Here is a 24,973-nt window from a genome sequence, read left to right as displayed (position 1 = left end):
CCCCACCTCCCGCCGCACCGCCTTCGCGGCCTTCACCACCCGCCCCGCCCCCGCAGCATCCGTGCGCACCACCCGCTGCAGCAACTCGTTCACCGTGCGGCAGCCATATCGCCCGCAGAACGCCGGCTCCCCCGACCCCGCCGGACGCTCATCGACCGACGCGACCGTCTCAACGACCACTGCCTCCACCCGCCGCTGCACCTCACCCGCGACCCGCAACAGCCCCATCTTCTCGTCGTCACCGAGCCGGGCGATCACGTCCGAGCGCAGCACCGCATCCAGGTCAGCGACGACCTGGCCGAGCAGTTCCACGGGGTTGTTCATACCCCTAAGTCAACCCGGGACCACCGACATTCGAACTCCGATAACCCCTGTTCAGAGCAATATTCCGAAACACGCGAAACGCCGACAGGCCCTCCACAGAAGCACCGCCACAGCACTTGTCCACACTGGCTAGAGCACGCCCCACTGCGACACACGCGGACGCCCCCACCAGGGCAGAGTGTGAGTATCCGCGCCGACACCGCACACACCGATGTCGCCGGAGACAGACCATCCGTCGTCGACATGACGTCGAGCATCCGCTCTTCGATTTGACGCTCACAGGTTCGCCAACTAAATTACAGATCGGTAACGGTGGCATCCGGGGGGATCGACCGCCGCGTACATCTGCCCTCCGGAAGGACTCCGTCACGAACTCCCTGCCACCCGAGCGCGCTCACGACGCCCCGGAAGCCCCCGAAGAAGCACCAGTCGCACCCCGCCCGCTGCTGCGGCGCGATCGGCGGAACTCCGCCCCCACGACTCCTGAAGCTCCCCGCGCGGCGGACGCGCCCTCGAACGCACAGCCTCCCCGCACGGCCGACGCATCCACCGCGACGCAGTCTCCCGTCGACGCGAGCACCGCGACCGCCACCGCGACCGCGACCGCGACCGAAACGCTGTCTCCCGTCGATGCGAGCACCGCCACCACGGACACCCCACGCCCGTCGCACCCGAAGGCCACCGGCACGCCCGGCCGCCCCCGGAGCCCGCGAGGGCGTCTCGCGCGAAAGCCCGCCTCGTCTCCGGTCCGTCCCCGCCGCGCGAAGCGTCCGTGGGCGAAGGCCAAGGCGCTCGGCGCCACATTCGCGATCGGCGTGATGGTCACCGGCGCCGCACTGCCCGCACTCGCCACCGGGAGCGAAGGAGTCGTCGCCGGCGCCACCACCAGCCTCACCACTGCGGCCGCTGCCGATGCCGCGCAGTCCTACACATCCACGTCCGCGTCCTCGTCCTCGGACGAGATCCGCGCGGAGATCGCTCCGCGCGGGACCTTCTCGGCGACGACGCCCGAGGAGATCGAGGAGACACGCTCCCGTGCCGTCGCGGCGGCACTCGCTGCCGGCATGCCGCTCGGAAGCGCCGTCGACATCCCCATCGCCGATCGCATCATCATGCCGATGGCAGACGGGACCTACTCGTTCACCGATGGCTTCGGTGCGTCACGGCCGGGCCGGTCTCACCTCGGCCAGGACTTCGCCGCGGGTGTGGGCACCCCTATCAACGCCGCGATGAAGGGCTGCGTCTCCCGCTCCACCGAGAGCTACCAGGGCTACGGCGTGACGATTCAGATCGAGAGCATCGTCGACGGACAGGCCGTGAGCACCGTCTACTCGCACCTGAACTACGGAACCCGTGCGGTCGAGGTCGGCGACTGTGTCGACGAAGGCCAGTACATCGGCGACGTCGGATCGACCGGCTACGTGTTCGGCTCCTGCCTGCACTTCGAGGTCCACATCAACACCGTCGCCATCGACCCCATGCCCTGGCTCCAGACGCACGTGAGCTGACCCTCACACTCGAACCGTCGGCGCGTTGCGCGGGCTCCGCGGCCGCGGCCACTCAGTCGAGCGCGCTCATCACGTGCTTGATGCGGGTGTAGTCATCGAAGCCGTACTGCGAGAGGTCCTTGCCGTATCCGGAGTGCTTGAACCCGCCGTGGGGCATGTCCGACACGAACGGGATGTGCGTGTTGATCCACACGCAGCCGAAGTCGAGGTCGCGCGAGAACCGCATCGCCCTGGCATGATCCGTCGTCCATACCGAGGCGGCGAGCGCATAGGGCACGTCGTTCGCCATCTCCAGCGCCTCGTCGTCGGATCCGAACACCTGCACGGTCAGCACCGGACCGAAGATCTCGCCCTGCACGACCTCGTCGTCCTGCCGCACGCCCGACACGATCGTGGCCTCCCAGAAGTAGCCCCGGTCTCCCTGGCGGCGTCCGCCGGTCTCGACGGTCGCATACGCCGGCAGGCGGTCGATGAAGCCCTGCACCTGAGCGAGCTGCGCCGCGCTGCTCAGCGGGCCGTACAGCACCCCCTCCTCGTGCGGTCCGCCGGTGCGCGCGTGCGTCTTCGCCCTGGCCACGAGCGCCGCGACGAGCTCGTCGTGCTGCGACTCGTGCACCAGCACCCGAGTGGCCGCCGTGCAGTCCTGGCCGCCGTTGAAGAAGGCCCCGGTGATGATCCCGTCGACCGCCTTCTCGAGCACGGCATCCGCGAACACGATCGCCGGCGCCTTGCCGCCGAGTTCCAGGTGCACGCGCTTCACGTCGTTCGCCGCCGAGCGCGCCACCGCCATGCCCGCACGCACCGAACCGGTGATCGCGACCATCTGCGGGGTCGGATGCTCGACCAGCGCCACACCCGTGTCGCGATCGCCCAGCACGACGTTCAGAGTGCCGGCCGGGGTATGCAGCGCGACGATCTCGGCGAGCAGAAGCGTGGTCAACGGCGTCGACTCCGCGGGCTTGAGCACGACCGTGTTCCCGGCAGCGAGCGCAGGCGCGATCTTCCAGACGGCCATGTTCAGCGGATAGTTCCACGGCGTCACCTGACCGATCACGCCGACCGGCTCCCGGCGCACGAACGACGTGTGCCCGGCGAGGTACTCCCCCGCCGCCCGACCTTCGAGACTGCGGGCGGCACCGGCGAAGAAGCGCAGCTGATCGACGGACTGCATGATCTCGTCGGCGACGAGGCTCGCACGCGGCTTGCCGGTGTCCTGCGATTCCAGGTCGGCGAACTCCTCGGCCCGCGACTCCATCTCATCGGCGATGCGGAACAGCGCCAGCTGCCGATCGGCGGGCGTCGTGTCACGCCAGAGCGGGAAGGCCGCGGATGCCGCGGCATAGGCGTCGTCGACGTCGGCACCGTCGGAGATCGGCAGTTCACCGTAGGCGGCTTCGGTGACAGGATCGAGGAGCGGCATCCGTTCCATCCCGGACGCGGGCACGTAGCGACCGCCGATGAAGTTCTGCAACGGCGCGGAGTTCTTCAGAAGGCTGCGGGACATGCCGTCATGGTAGCGCGCGACCTGCGGAATCGGAAGATATCGGCCGCACGCAGCGACTGAATCAGTTGCAGGATCGAGCCATGACTGTCAATATCGACAGATGAGCCCCAAGCCTGCCCAGCCTGCACTGGACGACATCTCGAAGCGCATCGTCGAACTCCTGCAGGAGGACGGACGCCGCCCCTACGCCGAGATCGCGCGCGAGGTCGGGCTCAGCGAGGCGGCTGCTCGCCAGCGTGTGCAGCGGATGACCGAGGCCGGCATCATCCAGATCGTCGCGGTCACCGATCCGATGCAGCTGGGCTTCCACCGCATGTCGATGATCGGCATCCGCGTCTCCGGCGACCCCCGCGCGATCGCCGAAGAGCTCACCACGATCCCCGAGCTGGCCTACGTCGTCGTCACGCTCGGGACGTTCGACATCCTCGTCGAGGCCGTGTGCGAGGACGACGAGCACCTGATCACCCTCATCGCCACCCGCATCCGCACCATCCCGGGCATCGTCCACACCGAGAGCCTGCTCTACGCGGGCCTGTACAAAGACCTCTACAACTGGGGAACGCGCTGAGGCGCACCCCCGACGCATCGGAGTGATCATGGGAACCACCGTCTTCGAACGCCGTCGGCCGCCGCAGCAGGTCGTCGACGACTCCCTGCGCGACACCGCGCTCCGCGTGTTCTGGCTCGATGATGTCGATCGACCGACGCATCCGCGCCTGAACGGCACGGTCCGCGCCGACCTCGCGATCGTCGGCGGCGGCTACGCCGGGCTCTGGACCGCCGTGCGCGCCAAGGAGCGCGACCCCGAGCGCCGCGTCGTCCTCCTGGAGGCAGCGCGGATCGCGTGGGCGGCATCCGGTCGCAACGGCGGCTTCTGCGAGTCGAGCCTCACCCACGGTCATGAGAACGGTCTGACCCGGTGGCCCGAGGAGATCGACCGGCTCGAGGAGCTGGGCCACGAGAACCTCGACGGCATCGAGCAGACCGTCGCGCGCTACGGCATGGACGCGGAGTTCGAGCGCACCGGTCAGCTGGCCGTCGCGGTCGAGCCGCACCAGGTCGAGTGGCTCCGCGACGAACCGGGCTTCCTCGACCGCGAAGCCGTGCAGGCGGAAGTGCGCTCCGAGACGTTCCTCGCCGGAGCCTGGGACCGCGAGGGCTCTGCCCTGGTGCACCCGGCCAAGCTGGGCGTCGAGCTGGCACGCGTGGCCGCAGACCTCGGCGTCGAGATCTACGAGCACAGCATCGTGCGCGCCATCGAGGGCGACGGCTCCGGTCCGATCACGCTGGTCACGCCGAACGGTCGGATCGTGGCGGATGCCGTGGCCCTCGCCACCAACGTGTTCCCCTCGCTCCTCAAGCGCAACCGCCTGATGACCGTGCCGGTATACGACTACGTGCTGATGACCGAGCCGCTCTCCGCCGAACAGCTCGCGTCGATCGGCTGGTCGAACCGCCAGGGCCTCGCCGACAGCGCGAACCAGTTCCACTACTACCGGCTCACCGCCGACGACCGCATCCTGTTCGGCGGCTACGACGCGGTCTACCACTACGGCGGCAAGGTGCGCCCCGAGTACGAGGACCGCATCGAGAGCCACCGCAAGCTCGCCTCGCACTTCTTCACGACCTTCCCGCAGTTGGAGGGCCTGCGCTTCACCCACCGCTGGGCCGGGGCGATCGACTCGTCGAGCCGTTTCTGCGCGTTCTTCGGTACCGCCCGCAAGGGCCGCGTCACCTACGCGACCGGCTTCACCGGACTGGGTGTGGGGGCTGCCCGCTTCGCCGCCGACGTCATGCTCGACACGCTGTCGGGGGATTCGACCGAACGCACCGAGCTGCGGATGGTGCGCGAGAAGCCGATCCCGTTCCCGCCGGAGCCCGCCGCGTCGATCGGCGTGAACCTGGTGCGCGCGGCCATGGACCGGGCGGACCACAACGAGGGCAAGCGCAACCTGTTCCTCAAGACGCTCGACGCCGTCGGCATGGGCTTCGACTCGTGAACGCTCTCGCGGCGGGGACGGGGATGGATGCTCGTGGTCTCGCACTCGCGCACGAGCCGTTGCCCGCTGACGAGGTGCTCGCCGGCGCCCCGACGACCGCCGTGCACGAGCTGGCGACGATCGGCGGGGTCGAGGTCGGAGTGTGGGAGATGACCCCGGGCACCGCGACCGATACCGAGGCCGACGAGGTTTTCGTCGTGCTGAGCGGCCGCGCCACGATCTCGTTCGCCTCGCCGGGGCTGCCCGACCTCGAGGTCGGGCCCGGCTCGGTCGTGCGTCTCGCCGAGGGCATGCGCACGACCTGGACCGTGACCGAGACGCTCCGCAAGGTGTACGTGGCCTGACGGCAGGTCGGCTCAGATCGTCAGGACGACTCGCCCAGGAGCGGACGCACGGAGGCGTAGGCATCGCGGACGTCGCGCGTCGGCACGTCGTAGACCCGGACGATGCCCGCACCCCCCTCGTGCCGCGGCCAACCGGGATCCCCGCCGGTGACGAACGCGACCGCCGCGCCGTGCACCTCATCGGCCAGCTGCTGCGGCGGGTTCGGGCCGGCGAGCGGCTCGATCGCGGGCCCGTCGAGGCAGTCGAAGAAGAACGGCACATCGAGGCAGTGCTCCGCGAAACCGAAGCGCCCCGACGGCCACGAGAACCGGTACACCCAGGTCGGCGCGGCCCCGCGGTCGGCGACGACCTTCAGCAGCGCCGAACGGAACATCCGGTCGGTCAGCAGTCGCCCGGCGACACGGGCATTGCCGAGGCCCGTGATGTCGGCGTTGGCGGCGAGGTACGCACGGCGCGCGGCCTTCGGCAGTCCGAGCTTTCGCAGCAGCAGCGATCGGGGCACCCAGCGCAGCTTCTTCGCCGCATCCGAGAACACCATCGTGAACTCGTCGTCGGTCGCCCCGAGCACGAGCGGCTTGTCGGCGCCGACACCCGCGGCGAGCGCCTCGCGCGTCGACCGTGGCAGCAGATCGCCGTCGATGCGCGGCCCGAGCGGCAGCCCCTCCTCGATCATGGTGCCGACCGACGACGGCCCGAGCGCGGTCGCCTTCTTCTGCAGCTCGAGGATGCGCTCCTCGGACAGCGACGAGAAGCCGGTGACGGTCGGCTCGACCCCGCCGGCGGTGGCGAGCCCGCGACCGAACGTCTCGGCACGGGTGGCGGCGACATCGGCGAGCGCGCCGGAGATCGAGTAGACACCGTGGAACAGGTGCTGCGCCTTCTCCATGCCGAGCAGGGTCAGCACGGCACCGCCGCCCGCGGACTGGCCGGCGATCGTCACGCGCGACGGGTCGCCGCCGAACGCGGCGATGTTCTGCTGCACCCACTCCAGCGCGAGCAGCCAGTCGCGCACGCCACGGTTCGACGGAGCATCCTCGATCCAGCCGAAGCCGTCGAAGCCGAGGCGGTACGAGATCGACACGGTCACGACATCGTCGCGGTTGAAGTTGCGGCCGTCGTACCAGACGCTCGCGGGCGAGCCGGCGAAGTACCCGCCGCCGTGGATCCAGACGAGCACCGGGAGCCCGGTTCCCTGCTCGGCGCGGGCCGGGCTCGGCGTGAACACGTTGACATTGAGTGTCGACTCGCCCTCGACGCTCGGCTCGGGGATGAGCGTGACGCCGGGATCGCCGCGCTGCGCGGTGGCGGCGAACTCGAGCGCGTCGCGCACGCCCTCCCACGGTGCCTTCGGCACGGGCGCCTGGAAGCGCAGCTCACCGACCGGGGCCTCCGCGAACGGGATGCCCAGGAACGCCGCCGACCGCGGATTGCCTCGACCACCGGTGGTCGGACGCCAGCGGCCGCGCACGCGTCCTGCGGTGGTCGTCACCTCGACGAGGTCGGCGGTCGTCTCGAAGTCGGTATCCGTCATCACAGCATTCTCCCGTCTGTGGACGGCGAGCGGCGACACCACGAACGCCCTCAGCCGGGCGTGATCACCTCGGCGTGCGGCATCCGCGTCTTCATGATCCCGATCGCCTCGGGGTTGTCATCGACCAGCACGGCATCGCGACCGAGCGCCGAGGCCACGGCCCCGGTCGTGCCGCTGCCGGCGAAGAGGTCGAGCACCCGGTCGCCGGGTCGACTCGACGCGGTCACGATGCGGCGCAGGATCCCCTCCGGCTTCTGCGTGGGATAACCGGTCTTCTCGCGCCCGGTCGTCGGCACGATCGTGTGCCACCACACGTCGGTCGGCAGCTTGCCGCGCGCAGCCTTCTCGGCCGTGACCAGTCCGGGTGCCATGTAGGGCTCGCGGTCGACCTCGTCGGAGTTGAAGACGTACTCCCGCGGGTTCTTCACGTACACCAGGATCGTGTCGTGCTTCGTGGGCCAGCGGCTGCGCGACTTCGCGCCGTAGTCGTACGCCCAGATGAGTTCGTTGAGGAAGCAGTCCCGCCCGAACACGGCGTCGAGCATCACCTTCGCGTAGTGCGCCTCGCGGTAGTCGAGGTGCAGATACAGCGTGCCGTCGTCGGCGAGCAGCCGCCACGCCTCCTCGAGCCGCGGCATCAGGAAGGAGCCGTAGTCGTCGAAACGGTCGTCGTACGCGCGCAGCATCCCGCGGACCCGCTCGTACGCATGGCCGTGGAACCCGTGCCGCACCTCGGTCGCGGGCTCGGTCGCGGGCTCGGGCTCGGTCGCCGGCGGTTCAGAACTCAGGAAGACCGGTGCCGCATCGCTCGATTCGACGGGCTCCGCGCCCGAATCTGCGGATTCTTCCTGAGTTGTGAACGTCCGGCGCGCGGTGACCACCTGCCGGCCCTGCGTCCGGCCGGTGTTGAACGGCGGGTCGAGGTACACGAGCGTGAAGGAACCCGTGGGCAGGGTCGCCGCGACGGCGAGGTTGTCACCCTCGATGACGGTGACCGCGCCCGCGGTCACGGCACCCGATGCAGCCACGCCTCGGTGGCGAACTTCGACTCGACGAGAGCCTCCGCGTCGGCGTACTCGTCCGCCGTGATCGCACCGGTCTCGGCGTCGGTCAGCGAGCGGAAGGTGTCCTTGAACCGCTCGATGATCTCGGCGCGCTCGAGCCCGGTCTGGCTGCGCAGCGGGTCGACGCGCTTGGCGGCCGAGGTGGTGCCCTTGTCGCTGAGCTTCTCGCGGCCGATGCGCAGCACCTCGGTCATGACCTGACCGTCGATGTCGTACGACAGGGTCGCGTGGTGCAGCACTCCCCCGTTGGCGAGGCGCTTCTGCGCGGCACCGCCGATCTTGCCGGTCGGGCTCGCGATGTCGTTGAGCGGCTGATAGACCGCGTCGATGCCGAGCGACCGCAGCGCCTGCAGCACCCAGTCGTCGAGGAAGGCGTACGAGTCGGCGAAGGTCATGCCGGCGACGAGCGATGCCGGCACATACAGCGAGTACGTGATGATCTGCCCCGCCGCCATGAGCATCGCCCCGCCGCCGGAGATGCGGCGGACCACGTCGAACCCGTGCCGTGCGGCGCCTTCGGGGTCGACCTCGTTGCGGTACGACTGGAACGACCCGATCACGACGGCCGACTCGTTCCACTCCCAGATGCGCAGGGTGGGACGACGGCGCCCCTCGCCGACGCGGGCGGTGAGCACCTCGTCGAGGGCGAGGTTCATGCGCGGCGAGACCGCCTTGTCGTGCACGATCTCCCAGTCGAAGTCGCGCCACCCCGGGGCCGTCACGAGCGCGCGACGCACCGCGGTGCCGACGGCTTCGGGCGAGAAGCCGAGCAGCTGAGCGCCATCCGGAAGGGCACTCCGGACGGCCGCGGCGATGGCCGTCGAGTCCGTCTCGGCAGGCAGCCCGTTGACCGCGGCGTTGATGTCGTCCAGCGCCGAGTCCGGCTCGAGGAAGAAGTCGCCGGCGAGGCGGAAGCGGGCGATCCGGTCGTCCTCGATCTCGAGGTCGACGACGACGAGCTTTCCACCTGGGACCTTGTATTCACCGTGCACGGTTCCAGCTTAAGCCGCGAGAGCCCTGATCCGGCGGGTCGGCGGCGGATCACCCGCCGGACGGATCACCCCCCGAGCACGACCACGCGTTCCCCGGCACGGATCGGTGTCGAGTACCGGTTGCCGGCGGGCGGCAGCGGGCAGACGTACTGGTCCGAGAACGCGCACGGCGGCAGATAGGCGCGGTTGAAGTCGATCACGGCCGTACCATCGGCGGCGGGCTCGTCGACCGGCAGGAACCGGAACCGGTACGTCTCCAGCCCGTTGGTGCCGTCGGCGAAGACCGCGCTCAGCGCGCCCTGTCCGTTCCGGGTGACGGTGAGCGTCTGGGCTGCCCCCGCCAGTTCGAACCGCAACCGCCCGGCGACCGGCGTCTCCCGCGCCTCACCGTCGACCGATGTGATCAGGATCTGCTCATCCGGCGTCTCCTCGAACACCGCCGGGAGTCGCCAACGCTCGTCGGGCGCGTAGGCGTCGATCGCGGTGAACCACTCGCGCTGCGGCCGTGCCGGATTCAGCACCCGCAGCGCGAGGGCACCGTGGCGATCGAACACCCGCAGCTCACGCCTGCCGAGGCGGACACTCTCCGTACCGCGCAGGACCACGGTCGATCCCGCCTGACCGAGCTCGCTCCCCCGGATGCCGCCGTCGCCGGTCAGCGCCCAGAGCCCGGGGATGCCGTCGACCGCTGCCGCCTCCGTGATGAGCCAGTTCGTCGACTCGAGCGCCGACGGACCATACTCCGACCCTGCGTAGCGCTCGCGCGACGCGTGCCAGTCCTGCCAGTCCTTCACGAAGCTCATCGGTGCGGTCCCTCCCGTGCGAGGGCAGCCCGCAACGGCGCGCTCCTCGCTCCTGCGCGGAATACTGACCCGAATCTACGGTCGTCTCCGAGCCCGGAGAACGGGTCCGTCACACGCCTTCACCGGGCGTAACGTCGCGTCACACCGCACGGAAGCGGGAATGCGAGGCGCGTTGCTCAGCGCGCGGGGATGTGCGCGTCGAGCCAGGCGAGCACGTCGGCGCGCACCTCTTCCTGCTGCAGCTCGGCGAAGATCTCGTGGCGCGCATCCGGGTACACGAGGGTCGTGATGTCGGTGAGCCCGGACCGGCTGCGGTACTCGTCGGCGAGCTTGTGCACGCTGCGGGGTCCGCCCACCGGGTCATCGCGACCGACGAGGAGCAGCATCGGGATGTCGCGACCCAGGTCCTTGGCCGGACGCCCGTAGAGCCGCGCGGCCTCGATCGGACCGAAGAGCTTGAGCAGCGGGACGTCGGTCGTGAGCGGATCGTCGGCGAATGCGGCCCACACGGCGGGATCGCGGCTGAGCCATTCGAGCCCCGTGGCGCCTTCGTCCTTCGCCCACCGCGCGTTCAGGGGTGCCGCGTTGAGGAACCCGGGGGTGCGCAGCGCGGAGCCCGAGAGGATCACGGCATCCCATGCCTCCGGGTGGTGGTTCACGAGCATCTGCGCCAGGAACGAACCCCACGAGTGGCCGAGCAGCACGAGCGGCAGGTCGGGGTTCTCGTCGCGGATGATTCCGGTCAGCTGCCAGACGGCATCCTCGGCCGCGCGGAGTCCGCCGACGCCGAGTCGCCCCAGCTTCTCGGGTCCGCCGTGCTGACGGATGCCGGTGCGGCCATGGCCCCGGTGGTCGTCGGCGTAGACGTGGAAGCCGGCCTCGGTGAGGGCGCCGATCAGAGCGCCGTATCGTCCGGCATGCTCGCCGACGCCGTGCAGGAGCTGCACGACTCCGCGGGGAGTCCCCGCAGCCGGATGCACGTCATAGACGATGGCCACGCCATGGGCGTCGGTGAACTCGCGCGTATCCGTCACGCTGCGAGCCTAGCGACCGCGCACCCGCACCGCCTACCGCGCGACGGCATCCCGGATCGCGAAGGCGATGTCGCGGTCGGTGACCTCGTAGCCGCCGACGCCGTCGGAGGCCGAGCCCATCCGCACGCCGCCCTCCTCGATCACCGAGCGCTTGGCGGAGAAGTGGATCGCGTCCACCCCCGCCGCGGCGAGCACCGGGGCACTCGTGACGTCGACTCCGCTGCCGGCCATGATCTCGATCTCACCCTCGGCCGCAGCGACGAGCGCGCGCAGGGTGTCGATGCCGTCGATCGCGGCGGATGCCCCACCCGAGGTCAGCACGCGGCGCAGGCCGAGCTCCCTGGCGCTGCGCAGCGTCGCCACGGGGTCGGCCGTCACGTCGATGGCGCGATGCAGGGTGACGGGCGCTCCGCCCGCGGCATCGCGGAGCCGGGCCATGGCGAACAGGTCGAGGTGCCCCTCCGCGTCGAGCGCGCCGATGACGACGCCGGTCGCACCCGCAGCGATCGCGCGGCGCACGTCGCGCTCGGTGATCGCCAGCTCGTCGTCGGTGTAGTGGAAGCCGCCGCCGCGCGGCCGGACGAGCACGTGCACCTCGGGGCCATCTGCTCCGGCCGCCTCGACCGCCAACTCGAGCGTCGCGGGAGACGGGGTCAGTCCGCCGAGGGCGAGGGCCGTGGCGAGCTCGACGCGGTCGGCGCCGATCTCGGCGGCGATGCGCACTCCGGCGGGGTCCTGCACGGCGATTTCCAAGGCGAGTGTTCGGGTCACTCCTCCATTGTGCCCGGCACCGAGACAGTGTCAGAAAAATTAGATAGGCTATCTAAGTAATGTCTGCGTCCGATGAATCCCTCGCCCTCACCGCCACAGACCTGCGCATGGCCACGTTCCGCCTGGCCCGTCGCCTCCGCTGCGCCCGCGCGGCCGACTCGATGAGCGATGCCCAGCTGGCGGTACTCGCCGACCTGCGCATGAACGGCCGCCGCACGATCTCGACCCTCGCCGTGCGCGAGCGCGTGACCGCACCGTCGATGACCAGCACCATCAACGGACTCGAGGAGCAGGGCTTCGTCGTCCGCACTCCCGACGAGGAAGATCGCCGCCGCGTGCAGGTCGACATCACCGACGCCGGCATCGAGCTCGTCGTCGAGACGATCCGCCGCCGCGACGAGCTGCTGGCCGACATGCTGCGCGAGGTCGAATACACCGAGGCCGAGCTCACGACGCTCCGAGAAGCGAGCGCCCTGATGCGAAGGGTGGTGGAGCGATGAGCGCCATGTTCCGTTCCTTCGCGAACATCAACTACCGGATCTGGTTCGCCGGCGCCCTGGTCTCGAACGTCGGCGGCTGGATGCAGGCCACTGCCCAGGACTGGGTCGTGCTCACCGAGCTGACCGACAACGACGCCACCGCGATGGGCGTCACCATGGCGCTGCAGTTCGGTCCGCCGCTCGTGCTGGTGAGCCTCACCGGCTGGGTGGCCGACCGCTTCGACCGACGCCACATCCTGTTCGCCACCCAGTCGGCACTCCTGGCCCTCGCCATCGCGGTCGGCGTGCTGCTGCTGAACGATGTGATGACCCTGCCGATGATGTTCGCCTTCGCCCTCGGTTTCGGTGTCGTGAACGCATTCGATGCTCCGGCCCGCCAGGCATTCGTCTCGGACATGGTGTCGACGGGCGACACGTCGAACGCGGTCGCCCTGAACTCGGCATCCTTCAACCTCGCCCGCATGGTCGGCCCGGCGGTCGGCGGTCTGCTGATCGTGGCGATCGGCTCCGGCTGGGTCTTCATCGTGAACGCCGCGACCTTCCTCGCGATGATCCTCGCGCTGTCGATGCTGCGCACCGGCCTGCTCGCGCCACGGCTGAAGAACCGCAGTCGCGGCGGGCTCGCGGCCGGCTTCCGGTACGTCTGGGGGCGCAGCGACCTGCGGGTCGTGTTCGTCACGGTGTTCCTGATCGGCGCGTTCGGCATGAACTTCCCGATCTTCGCCTCGACCATGGCGCTCGAGTTCGGCGCGGGTGCCGACGGCTACGGCGTGCTCAGCTCGGTGCTCGCGATCGGCTCCCTGATCGGCGCCCTGCTCGCGGCGCGCCGGGATCGCGCGCGGGTGCGCGTCGTGATCATGGCCGCCGGCGGATTCGGCATCGCCGCGTTCGTGTCATCCGCCATGCCGACGTATGCCTCGTATGCCGTCACCCTGACCTTCACCGGCTTCATGATCGTGACGCTGCTCACCACGGCCAACGGGTACGTGCAGATCACCACCGAGCCGGCGCTGCGCGGACGCGTGCTCGCGCTGTACATGGCCGTGATCATGGGCTCGACCCCCGTGGGTGCCCCCATCGCCGGGTGGGTCGCCGACTCCTTCGGTCCGCGCGCGGCCATCATGCTCGGCGGCACGGCCGGATTCGTCGCCTGCGCGATCGGGGTGATCTGGGTGGCGACCTCGGGCCGCCTGCGCCGCGCCGAGAACCGCCGCTTCCTGCTCACCCTCGACGAGACCCGGCCACTGAGTGTGGTCGAGCGGCCCGACCCGATCGAGTTCAGCGACGAAGCAGCCGTCACCACGCCCATCCGCACGGCGAAGAGGAACGACCTCGAGGGCTGAGCCTCTTTCCTCGGTTTGTCAACGCCCTCTGCGGAGTGCACCCGACGTACGTACCGTCGGTGCATGGACGACAACACGGAACGCACACCCCACCCGCAGGACCCGGCCGAGGGCGCTCCCGGCGTCGGCGTCCCCGATGAGGATGCCGGTCAGGGCGACGGCACCGGCGGCGCGATCCAGGGCGACAGCTCGCGCGGCGAATCGACCGGCGGCGCCATCCAGGGCGATGCCGGCCAGGGCCACCGCTCTGCCCTCGGGGGCGACGAGGGGACCGAAGACCAACTCGACGCCGACAACGCCGCCGAGGAAGACACGTTGAAGACGCTCGACCCGGATTCCCCACCGGCCTGAGCGCTCCGAGAGGGCAGCGTCACCGCAGCCGTCACCCCCAGAGACGGCCTCCCCCCTGCGGTGGCGCTGCCCGTCACACCGGCCTGACGCCGAGTACTACGCGCCGAGGACGAGCTTGAGCTGCTCCACCGCCCAGTCGAGCTCGGTCGCGCGGATCACGAGCGGCGGCGCGATGCGCACCGTCTGACCATGCGTGTCCTTGACGAGCACGCCCCGATCGAGCAGCTTCTCGGCGATCTCGCGTCCGGTTCCTCGGGCGGGGTCGATGTCGACGCCCGCCCACAGCCCCGCGATGCGCACAGCGGTCACGCCGTGGCCGATCAGCGGCTGCAGCGCCTGCTCCAGATGCGCGCCGAGTGCCCGCGCGCGCTCCTGGAACTCGCCCGTCTGCAGCATCTCGACCACGCGCAGGCCCACCGCCGCCGCCAGCGGGTTGCCGCCGAAGGTCGAACCGTGCTCGCCCGGACGGATCACGCCGAGCACGTCGGCGTTTCCGACCACGGCCGAGACGGGGAGGATGCCGCCACCGAGAGCCTTGCCCAGCAGATACAGGTCCGGCACGACGCCTTCGCGGTCGCACGCGAACGTCTCGCCCACGCGGCCGAGCCCGGCCTGGATCTCGTCGGCGATGAACAGGACTCCTCTTTCGTCGCAGATCTCGCGGATGCGGCGCAGGTATCCCGCAGGCGGGATCACGACGCCGGCCTCGCCCTGGATCGGCTCGACGAGCACGGCGGCCGTGTCGTCGGTGATGGCCGCGGCGATCGCCTCGGCGTCGCCGTAGGGCACGACGTCGAAGCCGGGCGTGTACGGACCGAAGTCATCACGCGCCTGCTCGTCGTCGCTGAAGCTGACGATCGTGGTCGTACGGCCGTGGAAGTTGCCGGCCGCGACGATGATGCGTGCCTTGCCCTCGGCGATCCCCTTGACCCGGTAGCCCCAGGCACGGGCGACCTTGATGCCGGTCTCGACGGCTTCGGCACCGGTGTTCATCGGCAGCACGAGGTCTTTGCCGGCCAGCTCGGCGAGTGCCGCGGCGAACGGCTCCAGCTTGTCGCTCTGGAACGCGCGGCTGACGAGCGTGACCCGCCCGAGCTGCTCGGTGAGCGCGGCCACGAGCGCCGGATGCCGGTGCCCGAAGTTCACGGCGGAGTACGCGGCGAGCAGGTCGAGGTAGCGCTTGCCCTGGACATCCGTCACCCAGGCGCCCTCGCCGCGGGCGATGTTCACCGGCAGCGGGTGGTAGTTGTGCGCGACGTGCGGCTCGGCGACGACCTCGGTGGCCTCGCCCTCGTTCGCGATGTCGACCGCGGTCACTTCGCGCCTCGCAGTTCGAGCGTGCAGCACTTGATGCCGCCGCCGCCGAGCAGCAGCTCGGAGAGGTCGACCGTGATCGGGTTGTAGCCGCGCTCGCGCAGCTGCTTCTCGAAGCCCTTGGCTCGCGGCGAGATGATCACGTTGTAGCCGTCGCTCGACGAGTTGAGGCCGAACACCGAACCGTCCTCGTCCGACACGAGGATCGCGTCGGGGAAGCGCCTCTCCAGCTCGGCACGGCTGGCGTCGTCGAAGGCGCCGGGGAGGTACGCGATGTTCGCACGCTCCGGGCCGCCGTTGTCTGTGCCCTGCACCGGGTCGAGCACGGCGATCGCGGTGTCGAGGTGGTAGAAGCGCGGGTCGACGAGGTTCAGCGAGACGACCTCACGGCCGAAGACCTCGCCGACCTCGCGGTGGCTGTCGCCGGTGGAGCGGAAGCCGGTACCGGCCAGGATCACGTCGCCGACGAGCAGGAAGTCCCCCTCGCCCTCGTTGACCTCCTTCGGCATCACGGTGTCGTAGCCGGCGGCGCGGAACCAGTCGGCGAACGCCGGCGCCTCACCCTGACGCTCGACGAAGCGGAACTCGGGCACGTACGCGCGGCCGTCGATCAGGAATCCGCCGTTGGCCGTGTAGACCATGTCGGGGTAGCCCGCGAGCGGCTCGATGAGTTCGACCGTGTGGCCGAGCTCGAGGTACAGGTCGTGCAGCTTCTGCCACTGCGCGACGGCGTTGGCGGTGTCGGTCGGCCGCGACGGCTCCATCCACGGGTTGATGGAGTAGTTCACGGTGAAGTGCTCGGGCTTGCACATCAGGTAGTGCCGGCGGTGCGCGGTGCGGGCGGGTGCGGTGCGGACGGCGGTTTCAGTCGTCGACATGGGGGCTCCTCGAATGGACGGGCGCGGCGGACGCTGTCCTGGGGCCCGGCGGTCCTTCGACCCGCTGCTCGTTCAGAGCCGGCGACGGGGAAGATGCGACTCGGGCACGCCGGAGTCCATTGTGTCACCCGCCCCCTGTACGCCGCCAGAGCCGCGCTTCATCCGAGGCGCTCAGACCCCCGAGCCGCGGACCACGACCTTCCCCACGGTGTGCCCGGCCTCGAGGTGGGCGAGGGCGGCGGATGCTTCCGCGAACGGATACTCGCGCTCGATCACGGGCACGATGCGGCCGTCGGCGACGAGTTCGAGGAGCTTGGCCAGCACCTCCGGTCGCGGCGTCGCGGCGAGGGGACGGATGCTCCGGGAGCCGACTGACAGGACCGCGGCGCGCAGCATCCGCGGGATGGGACCCAGCACGTGCCCGCCGTCGCCCGTGACCAGCACGACACGACCACCGTGCCCCACGAGTCGCTGCAGCTCGCGCAGCGGCATCCCTCCGGCGATGTCGACGATCGCGTCGAAACGCCCGGCCGGGATCTCGCTCAGCGGCGACACCCGGTGGTCGAAGGTGCGCACGGCGCCGAGGCGCTCGACCAGCGGTGCGTTGCGAACGCTGCAGGTCGCCCAGACCTCGGCCCCGCGGAGGGCGGCGAGCTGCACCGCGAACGTGCCGACACCTCCGGATGCGCCGATGATCAGCACCCGGGGAGCCTCGCCTCCGCGCAAGCCGACGCCCGCGAGATCGAGGGCCTGCCACGCGGTGCCGGCGGCGATGGGGAGGGACGACGCCGCCTCGGGCGTGATGTCGGGCGGGATCGGCACGAGCCGCGACGCGGGAACCCGCACGTACTCGGCGAGCCCTCCGCCGCCGACCAGCTCGCCCACGACCTCCTCGCCGATCTCAGCGCTCACCACGTCGGGCCCGACCGCGACGACGGTGCCGGCGACCTCCATGCCACGCACCGGATGCTTCGGACGGGTGAGGCCGAAGACCGGGCGCACGAGGAGCGGATCGCCGAGCAGCAACCGCACGTCGCCCGCGTTCAGGGAAGTGGCCCGCACGTTCAGGAGCACTTCGCCGCGGTGCGGCACCGGCACGGGGATCTGCTCGAGGCCCACCCCGGATGACGGGCCGTAGGTCTCGCGTCGCCAGGCGTTCATCGTCTCGGTCATGATGGTCCTCCGGATGCGGGTGGGGCGGGGTAGGCGAACAGGTCGTCGAGGCCGACCCCGAATGCGCGGGCGATCTGGAACGCCAGCTCCAGGGTGGGCGAGTACTTCTGCTGCTCGATCGCGATGAGCGTCTGCCGGGTCACTCCGACGGTGCGGGCGAGCTCGGCCTGGGTGAGCCCGGCCTGCTCGCGATGCGCGCGGATGCTGTTGGAGACGAGGGTGGGCTTCACCATCAGACGAGCCCCCGCCGGTACGCGATCACGCGGGCGACGCCGCCGACGAGCGCGGACACCGCGAAGCCGAGGTACATGGTGTTCGCGATCCAGAACACATCGGCGCCGACCGCGCACAGCGCGATGACCCCGAGCCCGGCGATCACGACGAAGGCCTGCTCGACCCGGCCGCCCATGCGACCGATGTCACGGTCGCGGATGTCGGAGCGGCCGGCGCCGTCCGGGTCTCTCATTCCGGCGAGGATGCCCCAGACGATGCTGATCACGATCGTCGCGACGATGCCTCCGCCGATCGTCCACAGCATGAGCGGGAACCAGTCGACGGCGGTGAGCGGTCCTCCCCCGGCCTGCTGGAGCACGAGCACGACATAGACGACCAGCGCGATCGGGCTGACGATGAGTCCCGCCCAGGCGTTGCGTTCCTCGTAGACCATGATGCCTCCGATGTAAAAGATTCTTGACACTCACGCTACGCCGCCGATACGGCCGTGTCAAGAATTCTTTACATCTTGAACCGCTCCGGGGCGAAGCGATCGGCAACCGTCTCTCGATACACTTCCCCCGTCCGAGGTAATGTGTTACAAGTTACATATGAAATCTAAGAAACATCGGCGTTTCCTCACCTCCGCAGTAATCGCAGCGCTAGTCGCGTCGTCACTAGCCGCGAGCGGGATCTCGGCGTCAGCGACGACTGCTTCCGGGCCCGTGCGACGCACATGTCGTAGTCATCGGCGTACGCGGCACCAACGCTCCTGCTGGCTCGAGCCTTGCGGCTGGCGGAAGAGTCTGGAAAGCGGGCGGATTCGGCAGCAACGTCACTCCCGTGATCGACAAGCTCAAGTCTCAATTTCCCCTCGAGCTGAAGACGTGGGTCGTGAGTCTGAACTATCCGGCAAAGGCGGAAGTGAACCTGATCGACAACAGCAACTCATATGTAAGCAGTCGCAATAGCGGTGTCGCGACGCTCAAAGCAGAGCTCGAATCATACAGTTCGTGTGCAGTGCGCCCCATGGTCTTGCTCATCGGATACTCTCAGGGCGCTGACGTTGTGTCGACCACTCTGGGCAGCACAATGAACGCCACGGCCAAGGCTCAAGTCAAGGGCGCTGTAGCGTTCGGCGACCCGGGCTATCGCCCGAATCAGCCTGTCAACTCCCCCGGAGTAAACCCGGGTGTGATCGGCATGTGGCCACGCGCAGACGACGTTCAGAATCGCCTCAACGGGTTGAAGACCTACGGCTGGTCCCTAGACTCCAATTCAATGGCTTCCCGACAGGTGCTCCGGATCTATTGCCGATCGGGAGATGCCCCGTGCCAGAACAACCTACTGGCAGGCTGGGGGATCCACAGCGACTACAGCATGTACGTAGGGAACGCTGCGGCCTTTCTCGACAACTTCATTCGATGGGGATAGTTCGGTGCTGAAATGGGAACGAGCGGTGATCGGATGAAGACATCGATCGCACTTCCTTGGGCTCTAGCTGTCATCGTGGCGATGGTGGCTCTCGTCGCATCTGTCGGCGTCTCCATTTCAACCGTCAACATGCCCGGTCAGTCGCCCTCCCTCAAAGACGCAGCAAATATCACCGCACTCGTTTTCTGTTTCGTGTCGCTCGGCGGCGGCGGAATCGCCTCGATGATCGTGGGAGCGGATAGCGCAAAGCGCCGCGTGGTTGCCTGGGGGGTACTGAGCGCGACCTCGGTCGGCGCGATCATGACCACGATCTTGATGGTGCTCGCCACCACTTGAGGATCACCTCGCTTGCAATGCCGCGCTCAGATCACGTCGCTGCTCCAGGGGTCGAGGTTGCCGTAACGGTGCGCGGTGATCGAGATCGACTGCTCGTGCACGAACGGCAGCAGCTCGATCCGGGCGGCCGCTGTGACCTCGCCGTCGTACACCGCGAGGTCGGGATCGCCGCCGGATGCCGTCGCCAGGGCCGTGTGCAGCGCGGCGACCGCGGCGCGACCGCCGACCAGCCGCACCCGGTCGCTCACGGGCAACGCGACGACACCCTCCAAGGCATCCTCCTCGCGGAGCATCCGCTGCATCCACTCCTCGTCGGTCTCGAGGAAGACCGAGGCGTCGAGGTCGCCGAGCGCGCGGCGCACGTCGCCGGGCAGACCGACCGGCGTCGAGAGCACGAAGGCGGCGCCCGAACGTACGCCCGCGATCACCACGCGCAGCAGATCCTGCAGGGCTGCATCCTCCGTCGCCCGGATCTCGACCGGCACCGGGCGGTACCGGAACAGGTTCCGCTCCACGCCGAGGTGCGACACGTCGCGCACCTGCCCGAACTCGCGGTCCCACGCCAGGGCATCCGAGAGCGCCGAGCGCCGTAGCCACTCGAACTTCTCGTACTCCAGCGACGACTGCGCCGACTCGATGAGCGCCGTGATGCGGGAGTCGAGCCCGCGCAGATGCAGGGTGCTGGATGCCGGTCCGCCCGGCTGCGACCGCCAGGACCCCAGACCGATCAGGTAGTTCGGGCCGCCCGCCTTGGCGCCGGGACCGACGGCCGAGCGCTTCCAGCCGCCGAACGGCTGCCGCTGCACGATCGCCCCGGTGATGCCGCGATTCACGTAGAGGTTACCCGCCTGCACGCGGTCGAGCCAGAAGGCGAGGTCGCCCGGATCCTGCGTGTGCAGCCCGGCGGTGAGGCCGTAGGCGACGGCGTTCTGCAGCTCGACGGCCTTCTCGAGGGTCGGCGCGTGCATGATGCCGAGCACCGGTCCGAAGAACTCCTCGGTGTGGAAGCGCGACCCCGATTGCACGCCGACCCGGATGCCGGGCCGCCACAGCCGTCCGCTGCCGTCGTCTCCGGCCGCGAGCGCGGGCTCGATCAGCCACTGCTCCTCGCCCTCGAGCTCGCTCAGCGCCCAGGCGAGCTTGCCCTGCGGCGGCTCGATCACCGGGCCGACCTCGGCGAGCGGATCGGTGGGCGGGCCCACGTGCAGCGAGCGCACGGCATCTGCGAGCTGCCGCTTGAACCGCGGTGAGCGCCCGACGGGGCCGACGAGGATCGCGAGCGAGGCGGCCGAGCACTTCTGACCGGCGTGCCCGAAGGCGCTCTTCACCAGGTCGGCGACGGCCAGGTCGAGGTCGGCCGAGGGGGTGATGATCATCGCGTTCTTGCCGCTGGTCTCGGCGAGCAGCGGTAGGTCGGGACGCCAGGAGCGGAACAGCGCGGCGGTGTCCCATGCGCCGGTGAGGATCACGCGGTCGACCGCGTCGTGGGTGATGAGCTCGCGTCCGAGCTCTCCCTCCTCGATGTCGACGAGCGCGAGCAGATCGCGCGGAATGCCCGCCTGCCACAGCGTCTCCGCGATCACGGCGGCACAGCGGCGGGCCTGCGGGGCGGGCTTGAAGACGACGCCCGAGCCTGCGGCGAGCGCGGCGAGCACTCCGCCGGCGGGGATCGCGAGCGGGAAGTTCCACGGCGGCGCGACGACGGTGACGGATGCCGGGACGAACACGGCCCCCGCGATCGCGTCGAGCTCGCGCGCGGTGGCCGCGTAGTACCGGGCGAAGTCGACGGCCTCGCTCACCTCGATGTCGGCCTCGGCGAAGATCTTGCCGGTCTCGGAGGCGGCGACCTCGATCAGGTCGCCGCGTCGGGCTTCCAGCGCGGCGGCGGCGCGCAGCAGCACCTCGGCGCGCTCGGCGGCGGGACGAGCGCCCCAGGCCGGAGCCGCACCGCGGACCCCCTGCACGATCCGCTCCAGGGACTCCGCATCGCTGACGCGTGCGGCCGCGATCGTGGCGTCACCGAGCTCGGACGAGCCGATCCGTTCCCGCACGCCGCGCGCCCAGTCGCGGTTCACCGGCAGGGCGGGGTCGCTGTCGACCGTGTTCGAGAAGCCCGGAGCACCACCGGCATCCTGCTCCACCTCACGAGCGGAGTACACCGCCGTCTCGAGGAAGGCTTCGCGACCGCCGCCGACATCGTCGGAGCCGCGCGAGATGCCGAGCACGGCCTGGGTGAGGTCGGTCTCCGGCAGCGGAGCCACGGGCGCGGGACGCAGCGCTTCGTGCGCGGGTGCGAGCCGGTCCTGCGTGCGACGCGGTCCGCTCCACAGCGTGGGATCTTCCGACCGGTCGAGCGCATCGAGGAACCGATCCTGCTCGCGCACGAACAGCGCTTCGTCCTCACCGAGCCGGAAGGCTGCGGAGAGGAAGTTGTCCGGCGAGGCATTCTCCTCGAGCCGGCGCACCAGGTAGCTGATCGCCACGTCGAACTCCGCGGGCGCCACGACCGGCACGTACAGCAGCACGGGCCCGACCTCACGCGAGACGGCCTGCACCTGCCCCTGCGCCATGCCCAGCAGCATCTCGAACTCGACGGCCTCGCGCACATCCCGCTCCCCGGCGAGCAGCCACGCGTAGGCGATCCCGAACAGGTTGTGTCCGGCGACGCCGAGCTTCACGGCGGCGGCATGCTCGGGGCGCAGGGCCCAGTCCAAACAGCGCAGATAGTTCGCGTCGGTGTCGAGCTTGGTGTCGTAGGTCGCGGGGGTCCAGCCGTGCATCCGCGCCTCGACCTGCTCCATCGCGAGGTTGGCGCCCTTGACGAGTCGCACCTTGATGCGGGCGCCGCCGTGCGCGACGCGGTCCTGCGACCAGGCGGTGAGCTCCTGCAGCGCGGGCAGGGCATCGGGCAGGTACGCCTGCAGCACGATCCCGGCCTCGAGCCCGGCGAGCCGCGGGTCTTCCAGGATGCGCGTGAACACGGCGATCGTGAGGTCGAGGTCGCGGTACTCCTCCATGTCGAGGTTGATGAAGGTGCCGTCCGCTGCCGCCGTGAGATACAGCGGGAGCAGCCGCCCCACGACCTCGTCGACGACCTCGTCGAACGCCCACATCGACAGGTGGCTGACGATGGCCGAGACCTTGACCGAGACGTAGTCGACATCCGGCCGCCGGATCAGATCGTGGATGCCGTCGAGCCGGCGCTTCGCCTCGGCCTCGCCGAGCACCGCCTCGCCGAGCAGGTTGAGGTTCAGGCGGGAGCCCGTGGCCTTGATGCGCTCGATGGCGGCTTCGAGTTTGGCCGGTCGCGCATCGACGATGAGATGCCCGACCATGTCGCGCAGCACCTTCCGCGCGATCGGCACGACCGGCGACGGCAGGATCGGCGCGACTCCCCCGCCGAGCCGCACCACCGAGCGCAGGTACCAGGGCAGGAACTCGGGCACGATCGGCGCGATGCGGTGCAGCTGCGAGGCGGCGGCGCTCAGGCTCTCGGGGCGCATGACGCCGTCGACGAAGCCGAGCGTGAACGGCAGCCCGTTCGCATCCTGCAGCACTCCGGCGAGACGGGCGGCAGCGGGGTCGGGTTCGATCGCGGCGGCCTCGATCGCCCACCGCCGAGCAAGCTCGACGGCACGGTCTGCGAGGGGTGCGGATGCCACGGCATCCGCCGGAGATGACGACGACTCTGCCATGTGTCCACCCTAGGTCTGCATCACCCCGCAGGCCGGGAGCCCGCACCCCTCTCGACAGCTCACAGTGCGGCGATGATGTCCTCCACCCGCTGCTTCGCGTCGCCGAACAGCATCTGCGCGTTGTCGCGGAAGAACAGCGGGTTCTGCACGCCCGCGTAGCCGGCGGCCATCGAGCGCTTGAACACGATGACGTTCTCGGCCTCCCACACCTTCAGCACCGGCATCCCGGCGATGGGGCTCGACGGGTCTTCCGCGGCCGCGGGATTCACGGTGTCGTTCGCACCGATCACGAGCACCACCGAAGTCGAGGCGAGGTCGTCGTTGATCTCGTCCATGCTGAGGACGATGTCGTACGGCACCTTGGCCTCGGCCAGCAGCACGTTCATGTGCCCGGGAAGACGGCCCGCCACCGGATGGATGCCGAACCGCACGTCCACGCCGCGCTCGCGGAGCCGGTGGACCAGGTCGGCCACCGGGTACTGCGCCTGCGCGACCGCCATGCCGTAGCCGGGCGTGATCACGACGCTGCTCGCCGCGACGAGCATCTCGGCCGCACCCTCCGCGGTGATCTCCCGGTGTTCGCCGTACTCGGTGTCGTCCGCGGACGGCGCCGCGACCCCGAAGCCACCCGCGATCACCGAGAGGAACGAGCGGTTCATGGCCTTGCACATGACGTAGGAGAGGTACGCACCCGAGGATCCGACCAGCGCGCCCGTGACGATCAGCAGGTCGTTGTTCAGCAGGAAGCCGGCCGCAGCCGCCGCCCAGCCCGAGTAGCTGTTGAGCATCGAGACGACCACCGGCATGTCACCGCCGCCGATCGAGGCGACCAGATGCCAGCCGAGCGCGAACGCCAGCACGGTGACCGCGATCAGGAACCACAGCTGCGGGTCGTTCACGAACCACACGGTGAGGGCGACGAACGCGACGAGTGCCCCGATGTTGAGCCCGTTCTTGCCCGGCAGCATGAGCGGCTTCGACGACATCCTCGCCGACAGCTTCAGGTACGCGACGATCGATCCGGTGAAGGTCACCCCGCCGATGAAGACGCCGATGAAGACCTCGGCGTCGTGGATGCCGACGAGCGCCGGGGCGATGTCCGGGTGCGCGAGGTAGCCGTTCCAGCCCACGAGCACGGCCGCGAGACCGACGAAGCTGTGCAGGAGCGCGATCAGCTCGGGCATCCCGGTCATCTCCACGACCCTGGCGCGCCACAGGCCGATGGCGGCGCCGATGAGCACCGCGGCGACGAGCAGCCCGAGGCCGAGGAACGCGCCGGTGCTCCACGCATCCGCCACGGTGAGGGCGACGGTCGCGACCAGCGCGATCGTCATGCCGGAGATGCCGTAGACCACGCCGGCACGGGCGGACTCGTGGCGGCTGAGGCCGGCGAGGCTGAGGATGAACAGCAGGGCGGCGACGATGTAGGCCGCCCCGGCGAGCGCGTCGACGGTCACTTCCGGCCGCCCTTCGCCGAGTTCCCGAGTGTGAACATCGCGAGCATCCGTCGGGTGACCGCGAACCCTCCGAAGATGTTGATCGACGCCAGCAGCACGGCGATCGCGGCGAGCACCTGCACGATCGGCAGCGGCGAGGTGATCTGCAGCATCGCGCCGACCACGATGACGCCGGAGATGGCGTTGGTCACCGACATGAGCGGGGTGTGCAGTGCGTGGTGCACCTTGCCGATCACGAAGAAGCCGATCACGACCGACAGTACGAGCACCGTGAAGTGCTGCGGGAGCGGAGCCGGCGCGAACGCGTTCACGACGAACAGCGCGGCGATGCCGACCACGATCAGGCCGACGCGGCGCGCGGTGGACATCTTCTTCGGCGGCGCGACCTCGACCGGCGCCGCCG

Annotated in this window: 25 protein-coding genes; 9 read left to right on the top strand and 16 right to left on the bottom strand. The window is 69.7% G+C overall.

Translation table 11 applies throughout. From position 1 onward, the window contains the following. Window positions 1-324, bottom strand: a 324-nt coding sequence (locus tag GZ67_RS0116505) for a hypothetical protein (protein WP_029273954.1), incomplete at its 3' end; no start/stop codon positions are given. An 818-nt stretch (window positions 325-1,142) separates the two neighbouring features. Between GZ67_RS0116505 and GZ67_RS19910 the strand changes: the two genes are divergently transcribed. Beyond that, window positions 1,143-1,832, top strand: a complete 690-nt coding sequence (locus GZ67_RS19910; RefSeq protein WP_231481838.1) for a M23 family metallopeptidase — start codon at window positions 1,143-1,145, stop codon at window positions 1,830-1,832. Window positions 1,833-1,884: 52 nt separating this feature from the next. Here GZ67_RS19910 and GZ67_RS0116495 read toward each other — a convergent pair whose 3' ends face one another. Continuing rightward, window positions 1,885-3,336 (bottom strand): gamma-aminobutyraldehyde dehydrogenase, encoded by a 1,452-nt coding sequence (locus GZ67_RS0116495; protein ID WP_029262145.1) that lies wholly within the window; start codon window positions 3,334-3,336, stop codon window positions 1,885-1,887. Window positions 3,337-3,436: 100 nt separating this feature from the next. Between GZ67_RS0116495 and GZ67_RS0116490 the strand changes: the two genes are divergently transcribed. From GZ67_RS0116490 to GZ67_RS0116480, 3 genes are read left to right on the top strand one after another with little or no spacing between them, the layout of a single operon-like run. Next, window positions 3,437-3,904 (top strand): Lrp/AsnC family transcriptional regulator, encoded by a 468-nt coding sequence (locus GZ67_RS0116490; protein ID WP_029262144.1) that lies wholly within the window; start codon window positions 3,437-3,439, stop codon window positions 3,902-3,904. A gap of 28 nt (window positions 3,905-3,932) precedes the next feature. Further along, window positions 3,933-5,336 carry an NAD(P)/FAD-dependent oxidoreductase gene (locus tag GZ67_RS0116485; protein ID WP_029262143.1) on the top strand — a complete coding sequence of 468 codons (1,404 nt, stop codon included), beginning with the start codon at window positions 3,933-3,935 and terminating at the stop codon, window positions 5,334-5,336. Continuing rightward, window positions 5,333-5,680 carry a cupin domain-containing protein gene (locus GZ67_RS0116480; protein WP_029262142.1) on the top strand — a complete coding sequence of 116 codons (348 nt, stop codon included), beginning with the start codon at window positions 5,333-5,335 and terminating at the stop codon, window positions 5,678-5,680. Before GZ67_RS0116485 ends, GZ67_RS0116480 begins: the two co-directional genes overlap by 4 nt. A gap of 20 nt (window positions 5,681-5,700) precedes the next feature. Here the strand turns inward: GZ67_RS0116480 and GZ67_RS0116475 are convergent, their stop codons facing one another. From GZ67_RS0116475 to GZ67_RS0116450, 6 genes are all read right to left on the bottom strand, one after another. Continuing rightward, a complete protein-coding gene (locus GZ67_RS0116475) occupies window positions 5,701-7,212 on the bottom strand; it encodes a carboxylesterase/lipase family protein (protein ID WP_036303486.1) in 1,512 nt (503 codons plus the stop codon). Between the two features lie 50 nt (window positions 7,213-7,262). Further along, a complete protein-coding gene (locus tag GZ67_RS0116470) occupies window positions 7,263-8,240 on the bottom strand; it encodes a DNA-methyltransferase (protein WP_036303484.1) in 978 nt (325 codons plus the stop codon). Then, entirely contained in the window at window positions 8,219-9,268 is a 1,050-nt protein-coding gene (locus GZ67_RS0116465; protein ID WP_029262139.1) for a lipoate--protein ligase family protein, read from the bottom strand. Before GZ67_RS0116465 ends, GZ67_RS0116470 begins: the two co-directional genes overlap by 22 nt. Before the next feature lie 65 nt (window positions 9,269-9,333). Then, on the bottom strand, window positions 9,334-10,071 hold the full coding sequence (locus tag GZ67_RS0116460) for a DUF1684 domain-containing protein (RefSeq protein ID WP_029262138.1): 738 nt from the start codon (window positions 10,069-10,071) through the stop codon (window positions 9,334-9,336). 176 nt (window positions 10,072-10,247) lie between these two features. Continuing rightward, window positions 10,248-11,105, bottom strand: a complete 858-nt coding sequence (locus GZ67_RS0116455; RefSeq protein WP_029262137.1) for an alpha/beta fold hydrolase — start codon at window positions 11,103-11,105, stop codon at window positions 10,248-10,250. A 33-nt stretch (window positions 11,106-11,138) separates the two neighbouring features. After that, window positions 11,139-11,876: a copper homeostasis protein CutC gene (locus GZ67_RS0116450; RefSeq protein WP_029262136.1), complete on the bottom strand. Its 738-nt coding sequence runs from the start codon at window positions 11,874-11,876 to the stop codon at window positions 11,139-11,141. 59 nt (window positions 11,877-11,935) lie between these two features. On the opposite strand from GZ67_RS0116450, the gene GZ67_RS0116445 reads away from it, so the two are divergent. The 3 genes from GZ67_RS0116445 to GZ67_RS0116435 all read left to right on the top strand — a co-directional run bounded on the left by GZ67_RS0116445 (window position 11,936) and on the right by GZ67_RS0116435 (window position 14,070). Then, window positions 11,936-12,376, top strand: a complete 441-nt coding sequence (locus GZ67_RS0116445) for a MarR family winged helix-turn-helix transcriptional regulator (protein ID WP_029262135.1) — start codon at window positions 11,936-11,938, stop codon at window positions 12,374-12,376. A 5-nt stretch (window positions 12,377-12,381) separates the two neighbouring features. Beyond that, on the top strand, window positions 12,382-13,719 hold the full coding sequence (locus GZ67_RS0116440; RefSeq protein WP_029262134.1) for an MFS transporter: 1,338 nt from the start codon (window positions 12,382-12,384) through the stop codon (window positions 13,717-13,719). A gap of 63 nt (window positions 13,720-13,782) precedes the next feature. Continuing rightward, entirely contained in the window at window positions 13,783-14,070 is a 288-nt protein-coding gene (locus GZ67_RS0116435) for a hypothetical protein (RefSeq protein WP_029262133.1), read from the top strand. A 96-nt stretch (window positions 14,071-14,166) separates the two neighbouring features. Here GZ67_RS0116435 and rocD read toward each other — a convergent pair whose 3' ends face one another. From rocD to GZ67_RS0116410, 5 genes are all read right to left on the bottom strand, one after another. Next, window positions 14,167-15,387, bottom strand: coding sequence for an ornithine--oxo-acid transaminase (gene rocD / locus GZ67_RS0116430; protein WP_029262132.1), 1,221 nt, complete (start codon window positions 15,385-15,387; stop codon window positions 14,167-14,169). After that, on the bottom strand, window positions 15,384-16,262 hold the full coding sequence (gene ddaH, locus GZ67_RS0116425; RefSeq protein ID WP_029262131.1) for a dimethylargininase: 879 nt from the start codon (window positions 16,260-16,262) through the stop codon (window positions 15,384-15,386). The genes rocD and ddaH overlap by 4 nt, the downstream gene beginning before the upstream one ends. A 171-nt stretch (window positions 16,263-16,433) precedes the next feature. After that, on the bottom strand, window positions 16,434-17,435 hold the full coding sequence (locus tag GZ67_RS0116420) for an NAD(P)-dependent alcohol dehydrogenase (protein ID WP_029262130.1): 1,002 nt from the start codon (window positions 17,433-17,435) through the stop codon (window positions 16,434-16,436). After that, entirely contained in the window at window positions 17,432-17,668 is a 237-nt protein-coding gene (locus GZ67_RS0116415; RefSeq protein ID WP_029262129.1) for a helix-turn-helix transcriptional regulator, read from the bottom strand. The genes GZ67_RS0116420 and GZ67_RS0116415 overlap by 4 nt, the downstream gene beginning before the upstream one ends. Further along, the gene (locus GZ67_RS0116410; protein ID WP_029262128.1) at window positions 17,668-18,102 is read right to left on the bottom strand and encodes a hypothetical protein; all 435 of its coding nucleotides are present in this window, start codon (window positions 18,100-18,102) and stop codon (window positions 17,668-17,670) included. The genes GZ67_RS0116415 and GZ67_RS0116410 overlap by 1 nt, the downstream gene beginning before the upstream one ends. Before the next feature lie 257 nt (window positions 18,103-18,359). On the opposite strand from GZ67_RS0116410, the gene GZ67_RS20475 reads away from it, so the two are divergent. Next, window positions 18,360-19,082 carry a cutinase family protein gene (locus GZ67_RS20475; protein ID WP_081860035.1) on the top strand — a complete coding sequence of 241 codons (723 nt, stop codon included), beginning with the start codon at window positions 18,360-18,362 and terminating at the stop codon, window positions 19,080-19,082. Window positions 19,083-19,115: 33 nt separating this feature from the next. Further along, window positions 19,116-19,418 (top strand): hypothetical protein, encoded by a 303-nt coding sequence (locus GZ67_RS0116405; RefSeq protein WP_029262127.1) that lies wholly within the window; start codon window positions 19,116-19,118, stop codon window positions 19,416-19,418. A gap of 26 nt (window positions 19,419-19,444) precedes the next feature. Here the strand turns inward: GZ67_RS0116405 and GZ67_RS0116400 are convergent, their stop codons facing one another. The 3 genes from GZ67_RS0116400 to GZ67_RS0116390 form a co-directional block, all read right to left on the bottom strand. After that, window positions 19,445-23,113 carry a proline dehydrogenase family protein gene (locus GZ67_RS0116400; protein WP_029262126.1) on the bottom strand — a complete coding sequence of 1,223 codons (3,669 nt, stop codon included), beginning with the start codon at window positions 23,111-23,113 and terminating at the stop codon, window positions 19,445-19,447. 59 nt (window positions 23,114-23,172) lie between these two features. Continuing rightward, a complete protein-coding gene (gene pntB / locus GZ67_RS0116395) occupies window positions 23,173-24,570 on the bottom strand; it encodes a Re/Si-specific NAD(P)(+) transhydrogenase subunit beta (RefSeq protein ID WP_029262125.1) in 1,398 nt (465 codons plus the stop codon). Further along, window positions 24,567-24,973, bottom strand: a 407-nt coding sequence (locus GZ67_RS0116390) for a proton-translocating transhydrogenase family protein (protein ID WP_029273953.1), incomplete at its 5' end; no start/stop codon positions are given. The genes pntB and GZ67_RS0116390, both read right to left, overlap by 4 nt.

This window comes from Microbacterium sp. Cr-K20, from assembly GCF_000708325.1.
Classification (GTDB): Bacteria; Actinomycetota; Actinomycetes; order Actinomycetales; family Microbacteriaceae; genus Microbacterium.
This window is presented reverse-complemented; position numbering and strand designations above follow the sequence as displayed.